This is a genomic window from Pontibacterium sp. (genome assembly GCF_041587635.1).
Taxonomy (GTDB): Bacteria; Pseudomonadota; Gammaproteobacteria; order Pseudomonadales; family Balneatricaceae; genus Pontibacterium.
In genome coordinates, this window is record NZ_JBFGYC010000101.1 from 1 (window position 1) to 9,246 (window position 9,246).

The following is a 9,246-nucleotide window of genomic DNA, read 5'->3' on the forward strand; positions in this document are numbered from 1 at the left end:
CAGCAGGTACGTAGTCGTAGCCCAGATCTTTTGCGACGGCTTCGTAGTTGATGGTGCCGCGGTGTACGTTCAGGCCATTTGCCAGATGTGCATCATCACGCAGTGCCTGTTTGTAACCTTTGTTCGCCAGTGCCAGCGCGAATGGCAGTGTTGCGTTGGTCAGTGCGAAGGTCGAGGTACGTGCTACGCCACCCGGCATGTTCGCTACGCAGTAGTGAACCACGTCTTCTACGATGTAGGTTGGTTCCTGATGCGTGGTTGCACGAGAGGTCTCGAAGCAGCCGCCCTGATCGATTGCAACGTCGACCAGTACCGCGCCGTCTTTCATCTTCGTCAGCATTTCACGCGTAACCAGCTTAGGTGCTGCTGCGCCCGGAATCAGTACTGCACCGATCACCAGATCAGCGGCAACCACTTCCTGCTCTACGCTTTCAGCGCTGGAGTACAGGGTTTTCAGCTGTGGGCCGTACAAAGCATCCAGTTCTTTCAGGCGTGGCAGGGAGCGATCCAGAATCGTAACGTCTGCGCCCATGCCCATGGCCATACGTGCAGCGTTGATACCTACAACACCACCGCCGATAACAACCACTTTCGCCGGTGCTACACCCGGTACGCCACCCAGCAGGGTGCCGAGGCCAGATTGTGCTTTCTCCAGAGAGTGTGCGCCTGCCTGAATCGCCATACGGCCAGCGACTTCACTCATTGGTGCCAGCAGAGGCAGACCACGGTTATCGTCAGTTACAGTTTCGTATGCGATGGCAACGGCATCGGATTCAACCAGCAGTTTTGTCTGTTCTGGGTCCGGAGCCAGGTGCAGGTAAGTGAACAGGATCTGTCCTGGGCGCAGCATGCGGCATTCGTTTGGCTGCGGCTCTTTTACCTTTACGATCATATCTGCGCTGGCAAAGATCTCTTTTGCTGTGTCGATCAGTTTGGCGCCTGCTGCTTCATACTGTTCGTTGGTCAGGCCGATAGCGGTACCGCCGTCACGCTGAACAATAACTTCATGGCCCGCAGCAACCAGCTCACGTACACCAGCAGGGGTCATACCAATACGGTATTCGTGGTTCTTAATCTCTTTAGGTACACCAATCAACATACGAAATCTCCGGAACTTTATTGCTTTTGTTTTTAGGAAGTAAATCTAGGTTATCACTGGTTGGTCGATTTATTTGTTTGAAGATTTTAATATGGCAGGAAATAATCTGGTAATGCTGCGCTTTATCCAGAGATATTAAAGGCGCAAAAAGTGTGCCTGATTGGTTAATAAATATACTGCTCTAAAGTCGTATACGCTGGATACCACCTAAGAGGGATTTTTCGCAATCGATCCGTTTTGTCCGCTTCTGAACGCTGCGATGCAGCATTCAGAGCCCGATGTTGTCGCGTGTGAACACACTATCTATAAGGGATGATTTCGGTGGACCGGTAATTCGGGGTGTGATCTCTGCGGTGTGTCACCTCACTGCAATCTGGATGTTGTAGCGTGGTTTGAACTGACAGCGCATTGGAGTGAAACATGGAGAAGAGGTTAGGCTCGGGTTCGGACGAAATGGTTAACCTCAAGAGGATTCTGAATGAGGATCTCCTTCATCCCCACTTTCAACCCATTGTGGATCTGCGGCGCAATGAAGTGATCGGATATGAAGCCCTGATTCGAGGACCTTCAGGTTCTGATCTTGAATATCCTGATGCGTTGTTCCGTGTGGCTATCAAGCAGGGGATGCAGAATGAGCTGGAACTTGCCTGTCGGCGGGTGACTCTGCAACGTTACGCAGAGCTTAGACCTGACGCTAAGTTGTTTCTGAACATCAGTGCTTCCCTTTTAAGCTCGACGGAACATCAGACCGGCTTCACCGAAGAGCTGTTGCGCGAGTTGGATATCCCGACCTGCGATATTGTTATCGAGATCTCAGAGCAGCATCCCTTTGATCACTATGGCCTGACCGCAGCAGCCGTGCAGCATTATCGCGATATGGGGTTTGCGATTGCGATTGATGATCTGGGCAGCGGTTACTCAGGCTTGAAGCTCTGGTCGGAGCTACGCCCGGAGTACGTCAAAATCGATAAGCACTTTGTCTCCAATATTGATCAGGATCCGGTGAAAAAGGAGTTTGTGCGCTCTATCTGTAATATCGCGCAAACGATGCGCTGTAACATCATTGCTGAAGGGATCGAACGCAGTAATGAGCTGAGAGCCTTGCAGCAACTGGGTGTGACGATTGGTCAGGGCTACTTGCTGGGCCGTCCCGGTGCGGTTCCCACTTTTGAGCCTGATACGTTTTTGCCGGATGCCAGTTATTGGGAGGCCAATGCTGAGAGCCCGCAAGACATCAGTGATACCGCATTTAGCTTATTGAAATCCTCCCCGACCCTCGCACCGGATGACAAAATAGGTTTTGTCAGTCAGCTGTTTCGACAGAATACAGAATTGACCACAATCCCGGTGCTGGTGGGTGGTAAACCGATCGGTGTGGTGCTGAAAAGCGAATTACTGGAGATGTTTTCATCGCAGTACGGGCGTGCCCTCTACGAGCACAAACCGGTGAGTAAGATGCTAAGTCAGAACGTGCTGGTAGTGGAAAGCACCACCACGCTGGCCCGCGTCTCTCAGATCGTGACCGATCAGGATGAGTTTGCGCTCAAGCAGGACATCATTATTACGCAGGAAGGCAGTTATCTGGGGATGGGCAGTGTGCGTGATCTGTTGAAGCGTATCACCGAGCTGAAGATCCGCAACGCGCGTTATGCAAATCCGTTGACGCTGCTGCCGGGCAATGTGCCGATCAACCGTGAGATCGATTTGATGCTGCGTCAGCTGATTGATTTCCGGGTGGCGTACTTTGATCTGAATAACTTTAAACCGTACAACGACTGTTATGGCTATTCAAAAGGGGATCAGGTGATTCGCTTGTTGGGTGAGCTGCTTAACCGACATGCCTCAGGCAACCATAACTTCGTTGGGCATATCGGCGGTGATGACTTCGTGGTGATCTATCGCGGTGATGGTTGGCAGGCGAGTTGCGAGCGCATCATTAAGGAGTTTGAGGATCTGGTGCGCTCTTTCTATTCGCCGCAGGATCTGCAGCGTAAAGGTATAGAAGCGCTGGATCGTCACGGTGAACCCCGTTTCTTCCCACTATTGGGGTTGGCGATAGGTGTGGTACACCCGGATGCGGGGCGTTGTGACTCACACAACGAGGTGGCGGAACTGGCGTCACAGGCCAAGAAAGAGGCAAAAGCGCTGCCGGGCAGTGCCATTTTTGTCTCGCGGCGGCGTGGCGGAGGTGACCTCCCTGAGCCGCTGTGTGAGTATGCCTTAGGGTAGGGGATAGCGTCCCTGCCTCAGTGGTTTTCTCTTTTGCCAAATGCCTCTGATATACGCATCGCGCCCACGGCCGTTAATACTGGGTGGGGGTGAGGTGCCAGCGCTAACACAATATCGATCGCCGGAAGGTCTGGCAGGTCGGTGCTTTCCAGAACCGTTAAATCCTTTGATACGGTTGAGCGTGCCAGTGCGCTGATGGCGATCCCCTTAAGTAGCAATCCCTTCAGGGCGGTGGCGCTGGAGGAGGTGGCGATCAGCTGATAGGCGCGGTTTTGCTTTTCCAGTGCATCAACGGCGGTACTGTGAAATTTGCAGTCAGCGTCGTAGAGTACCAGCGGCAGTACATCCCGTTCTATCAGCTCTGGGTATCCGCCGTGGGTCCAGACACCTTTATCATGTACCAGCAGATAACCTTCATCCTTTTCCGGTGCGCGGGTCAGAATTGCCGCGTGAATCTCGCCACGATCCAACAGCGCGCGCAGGCGGGTGCTGCTGGCGCAGAGGATACTGATCTCCTGTTGCGGATGGGTTTCCAGCAGGAGGGCGATCAGTGTGGGCAGTACGGAATCAGCATAGTCATCGGGGCAGCCCAATATCAGTGGCGGATGGTCGCTGCGGTGTTTAAGGTCGCTCAGCGCCTGATCGTGGATTGCCAATAACCGGCGGGCGTAGCTGGTCAGTTTACGGCCATGCTCGGTCAGGCCCAGATTGCGGCCCTCTTTGATGAACAGCTCCTTGCCGGTTGCTTCCTCCAGCTTTTTCATCTGCATACTGATCGCACTTTGGGTCCGGTGGATCTGCTTCGCGGCGCGGGTAAAGCTGCCGGTATCCACAAAAGCGATAAAACTGCGCAGTGCTTCAATATCCATCGTTTGTCCCTTGGTATCCATGTCGGTGGCGATGATTGCCCGTGTTGTCGCGGGTGCCGTGGCGAGGGTGTCATCCGCTGAAGGTCGTGCGCTGAGTTATAGCCGAATTGAAGGAGGGGAGCAATCACACCCGAATTGTTGTCATTATGTGGTTCGGATGTGGTTAGAGAGTGCAGAGATGATGGCTGACGGTGTTCAAGAACCGCCACAACGGGATATATTACCCGCTCTCGATAGTGATCAAATCCAGTATTTTCGATACAGGGGTATCCGTTGGATATCCGTGATGGGCTCAGTAATAAAGGTAGAGTGATGCACGAACAGGTTCAGGAATATTACGGTGAGGTACTGCAGGGCAGTGATGATCTGCAAACAAACGCCTGCTGCACAGATGATTCAATGCCACGCTTTGTTAAAAATGCCTTGGCGAAGGTGCACGATGAGGTCATGGCGCGTTATTACGGCTGCGGTCTGGTCGCACCGGAGCAGCTGAAGGGCTGTGCGATTCTTGATCTTGGCAGCGGCAGTGGCCGTGATTGTTATGTGTTGTCGCAGTTTGTGGGCGAGTCGGGTCGTGTGGTCGGTGTTGATATGACCGATGCGCAGCTGGAGGTAGCCAACCGTCATCTGGCCTACCATCAGGACGCCTTCGGTTACACTACGGGCAACGTTGAATTCCGCAAAGGTTATATTGAAAAGCTGGATGAACTGGACCTGCCGGATAACAGCTTCGACGTGATCGTCTCCAACTGTGTGATCAACCTGAGCCCGGACAAGGAAGCGGTGTTTCGTGAAGCCTATCGGTTGCTGAAGCCGGGTGGTGAGTTGTATTTCTCTGATGTTTACGCGGATCGTCGCGTGCCGACATCACTCAAATCCGATCCTGAACTCTATGGTGAATGCCTCTCCGGTGCGCTGTACTGGAACGATTTCCTGCGTCTGGCGAAGAAAGCGGGTTTTGCCGATCCACGTCTAGTGGAAGATCGCCCGATCACCATCGACAATGAGCGCATCGAGCAGAAGATCGGCCATATCGGCTTTTACTCTGCCACCTACCGTCTGTTCAAAATAGCGGAGCTGGAAGACGCTTGTGAAGATTACGGTCAGGCCGTGGTCTACAAAGGCACCATCGAGCATATGCCAGAGGTGTTCGAGCTGGATGCGCATCATCGTATCCAAAAGGGTAAGGTGTTTCCGGTGTGCGGCAATACCTGGCTAATGCTGCACGACACCCGTTTCCAGGAACACTTTGATTACATCGGCAACTGGGATAACCACTACGGTATCTTTGATGGTTGCGGCACCCTGATGCCATTCGAAACAGACACACAGAGTGACAGCAGTGGCGGTGGTTGCTGCTGATCCATCAGCGTTGCGAATAGGTGGCATCAATACTATTCGTTAGTTTTTGTAACGGCGAACGGTAAGAATACCTGCACTTTCAACGGAAGCAGGTACTCACTCATGGAACTGATTGTTGGTAACAAAAACTACTCCTCATGGTCGTTGCGCGGCTGGCTGATGCTGGCCGCATTTGATCTCGACTTCAAAGACACCCGCCTGCTGCTGCATACCGAAACGTTTTACCGCGAGCTGGAAAAGCTGGGTGTGGCAGGCAAAGTGCCGGTGCTGCTGGACGGCGATGTGACCGTATGGGACTCATTGGCGATCTGCGAATACGTCAGCGAAACTTATCTGGATGGCCGCGGCTGGCCTGTGGATAAAGCCGACCGTGCCGAGGCGCGCGCTGTGGCGAACGAGATGCACTCCGGCTTTATGGCGTTACGCAGCGAGATGCCGATGAACTGCCGAGCGAAACGCCGGATCGAGCCGTCAGCGGCCGCGATGCAGGATGTGGCACGGATTGACGTGATCTGGTCGGGCTTGCTTGCACGCTTCGCCGATCAAGGCCCTTGGCTGTTTGGCGAATTCAGTATCGCCGATGTGATGTTTGCCCCGGTGGCGTCCCGCTTTGACACCTATGGTATTGAGGTGTCTGATCTGAGTCGTGCTTATATAGCAACGGTGCTGAATCACCGTGCGATGCAGGAGTGGATTGATGCAGGTAAACGAGAAACCGAGATCGTTGAATCGGATGAGGTGGGGATAGACGTCTAGCTCTTGCTGGTTGGCTAGGTTGGTGTTGGGAGTCGCTTTGCTCATCCCAACCTACCTGTGCAGCTTTGCACTCAGCGAGTGCTGAGGCGATTCTGGTTCCCACGGTCCCCCGCAGGCATCCATAGAGAGGTTTAGGTTTGCTGCGGTGAGGATTCCGGCTTTGGTCTGCATTCCCACGCAGGAGCGTGGGAACGAGATTGCGATGTGAGTATTTCTGGTTCCCACAGTCCCCCGTGGGAATCCATACAGTGGCTTACGTTACTCGCGAGTTTGGCGGTGTGCAAAGATACAGGTATGGGGGCGATATGCACCTCAGGGGTTAGCAAACGCTTGCCAACACTTTCATCAAACCATGTTCTTTTAGCCTAACCGCTTCCTCTTCTGACCGTACCAGCAAGGCACCGACAAAGGCCAGCGAGTTAAACGAGATCCCTTCAAACGACTCCTCACTGCGCGGGACCATCAGCATCCACTTGCGGGTGATCAGTAGGTTGTAAGCGGAGGTGGTTTGCAGGCCGTCGTCTTTTATTCCCAGTTCTTCGCGCAGCTGATTGTAGGTGTTTTTCAGGGCATCGGCTGCACGGGCCGGATCATTGAACAATCCTTCCGGCAGTTGCATCCCCGAATGAGGGAAACCAAGTTCTACACGGCTGTTGGGATGTCCCGATTTCAGCTGATTCAGGCTGTCGGAGAAGGGCAGTTCCTGACAGGCGGTCATGGGTAAAGGGATCAGTTGAAGGTGTTTGTGCGGTTGGCTGGCACCGGCGATTTTACCGCCGTTGTAAAAGGCCAGTCCGTCGATCTCCTGCATCACCTGCGCCAGTGCATGAAAATCCCGCTGTTTGATCTTATCTTGCTGAGATTCCATTTCTCGGGTGACGATCAGCAGGTGGTGATCGACGACGTTAAATTTGTTTAGCAAGCAGATATGATCATCGCCTAGATCGCGTACATACAGGGCTTCTTCATAGGGTTTAAAGGGATTACGGCGGGTATCTCCCGCTTTCTTTAAGCGTTGTGCCGCATCTTCTTTGCGTTTCAGATTGGAGAGGGTGCGCAGTAAAAAGCTTTGCCCGGCATCCGTGACATGTTCATAGGCTGTGTCGATGGATTGCAATGCACCACTGGCAAGCGCGCCCTGAGTGACTCGTTCTACATCCTGCATCAGTGTGGCTGCTGAATTGTTCATCTGTATTTCCCTGTTATCCCTGCATATCACTGTCGGTTATTCTAATCTGAAAACCATGAGTATTAGTACGCAATATCTACGTATTACTACCTAGAATGGATCGCAGCTGATGGAATTTTGCCCAGCTGTCAGGCACGATGAATTCAATTTGGAATTATCATTCTCCTATGTCACTCAAGTCCAAAATACTCCTGTTGGCGCTGCTGCCGCTAATTCTGATGACCGCCGCAATTACGCTGATCAGTCAACGGCAAGCCCATGACCTGTCTGAACAGGAGATCAGTACCTTTGAAGAGCAGTTGCTGGCGGCCAAGCGCAACGAGTTGCAAAACTATCTCAGCCTGGCGATGACCTCTATTGCTCATATTGTTGCGGATTATGAGCCGGGTGATATGGCGGCGGAGTCCGAAATTAAGCGTATTCTGCACAGTCTGACCTACGGTGATGACGGTTACTTTTTTGCCTACGATCAGCAAGGTATCAATCTGGTCCATCCCAAGCAGCCGGAGCTGGTGGGTGATAACCTGATTAACCTACAGGATCAACGCGGCAATTTTGTGATACGAGAGTTACTGCAAAAGGCACAAGACGGTGGCGGGTATTTTCGTTACCACTGGCGTAAACCCTCAAAAGGCGGGCTGGAAGACAAGCTCAGTTATGTGGTGAATATTCCTAAGCTGAACTGGATGATGGGTACCGGTCTGTATGTCGACGATATCGCAGAAGAGGTGGCTAAGACGCGGGGTCTGGTCGACCGGAATATCCGCAATACCTTTTTCACTGTGCTGATGATTCTGGCAGGGACGGTGATCATTATTATTTTGATCGGTGTGGCGATTAACGTGCATGCGGGTCAGTTGGCGGACAAGCGTTTACGCGCGATTATCCACAAGTACGTGCAGTTTCAGGTGAATCAGCGACGCAACTTCGCCCGTGAGCTGCACGACGGGATTAATCAGCTGATGGTGTCGGTGAAGTTTCGGATTGAGTTGGGCCGTGATCGATTAGAGTCTGACCCGGCGAGCGCGAAGGAAAACCTGGATAAAGCCGGTGATGTGTTAAATCAGGCGATTCAGGAAGTCCGGCAGATCTCCCACGACCTGCGGCCAAGCCTTTTGGATGATCTGGGTCTGAAGGCGGCGCTGGTGAGTATGCTGGATGATTTTGCTGAACGCACCGGCATCCATAACAATATTCGTTTAGAGTTGCCTGAGCATCGACTGCCCGATGATATTGAGATCACCCTGTACCGTATCGTGCAGGAAGCGATTACCAATGTAGAGCGTCATGCTCAAGCCACTGAAGTTGTCCTCAGAATCTGGCCGCAGGACAATACCCTGCGGATTGATCTTAAAGATAACGGTTGTGGTTTTGCCTTGCCAAACCGCTCACAGCACGAAGGGATCGGTCTGATGAATATGCGCGAAAGGGCCGAATTGCTGGGCGGTAGTTTTGAGATTCGCAGTCGTCCCTCCATGGGCACCCGCGTGCGTGCTATGTTTAGGCTGGAACCTGTAACCTGATCCCAATTTAAGAAGAGAACCTTATGCCTCACATCGGAACCCAGGACAATCCGGCAGTCAGCACCATCCGTATCTTGCTGGTGGATGATCATCCGTTAGTGTTGGAAGGGATCAGTGCCCGGCTGGAAAGCGAACCCGGTATTGAGGTGATTGGGCAGGCCAACAATGGGCAGCAGGCGCTGGAAAAGGCAGCCGAACTCAAACCCGATGTGGTGTTGA

General features: G+C 52.8%; 8 protein-coding genes. 5 read left to right on the forward strand and 3 right to left on the reverse strand.

All coding sequences use genetic code 11. The annotated features are described in order from the left end of the window. The coding region (gene ald, locus ABYW01_RS07295) for an alanine dehydrogenase (RefSeq protein ID WP_372831826.1) at nucleotides 1-1,099 on the reverse strand (1,099 nt) is incomplete at its 3' end. Between the two features lie 420 nt (nucleotides 1,100-1,519). On the opposite strand from ald, the gene ABYW01_RS07300 reads away from it, so the two are divergent. Beyond that, complete coding sequence (locus ABYW01_RS07300) at nucleotides 1,520-3,328, forward strand: GGDEF domain-containing protein (protein WP_372831827.1); 1,809 nt, start codon at nucleotides 1,520-1,522, stop codon at nucleotides 3,326-3,328. Nucleotides 3,329-3,345: 17 nt separating this feature from the next. On the opposite strand, the gene ABYW01_RS07305 is transcribed toward ABYW01_RS07300, so the two are convergent. Beyond that, on the reverse strand, nucleotides 3,346-4,197 hold the full coding sequence (locus tag ABYW01_RS07305) for a LysR family transcriptional regulator (protein WP_372831828.1): 852 nt from the start codon (nucleotides 4,195-4,197) through the stop codon (nucleotides 3,346-3,348). Nucleotides 4,198-4,509: 312 nt separating this feature from the next. On the opposite strand from ABYW01_RS07305, the gene ABYW01_RS07310 reads away from it, so the two are divergent. After that, on the forward strand, nucleotides 4,510-5,559 hold the full coding sequence (locus ABYW01_RS07310; RefSeq protein ID WP_372831829.1) for a methyltransferase domain-containing protein: 1,050 nt from the start codon (nucleotides 4,510-4,512) through the stop codon (nucleotides 5,557-5,559). A 102-nt stretch (nucleotides 5,560-5,661) separates the two neighbouring features. Continuing rightward, on the forward strand, nucleotides 5,662-6,315 hold the full coding sequence (locus tag ABYW01_RS07315; protein WP_372831830.1) for a glutathione S-transferase family protein: 654 nt from the start codon (nucleotides 5,662-5,664) through the stop codon (nucleotides 6,313-6,315). A 319-nt stretch (nucleotides 6,316-6,634) separates the two neighbouring features. Here ABYW01_RS07315 and ABYW01_RS07320 read toward each other — a convergent pair whose 3' ends face one another. Then, nucleotides 6,635-7,504, reverse strand: a complete 870-nt coding sequence (locus tag ABYW01_RS07320; protein WP_372831831.1) for a DUF4922 domain-containing protein — start codon at nucleotides 7,502-7,504, stop codon at nucleotides 6,635-6,637. A gap of 167 nt (nucleotides 7,505-7,671) precedes the next feature. Here ABYW01_RS07320 and ABYW01_RS07325 point away from each other — a divergent pair, with 167 nt between their 5' ends. Both ABYW01_RS07325 and ABYW01_RS07330 read left to right on the forward strand, forming a co-directional pair. Continuing rightward, nucleotides 7,672-9,027, forward strand: coding sequence for a cache domain-containing protein (locus tag ABYW01_RS07325; RefSeq protein WP_372831832.1), 1,356 nt, complete (start codon nucleotides 7,672-7,674; stop codon nucleotides 9,025-9,027). A gap of 23 nt (nucleotides 9,028-9,050) precedes the next feature. After that, nucleotides 9,051-9,246: response regulator transcription factor (locus tag ABYW01_RS07330; protein WP_372831833.1), on the forward strand; the 196-nt coding region annotated here is incomplete at its 3' end.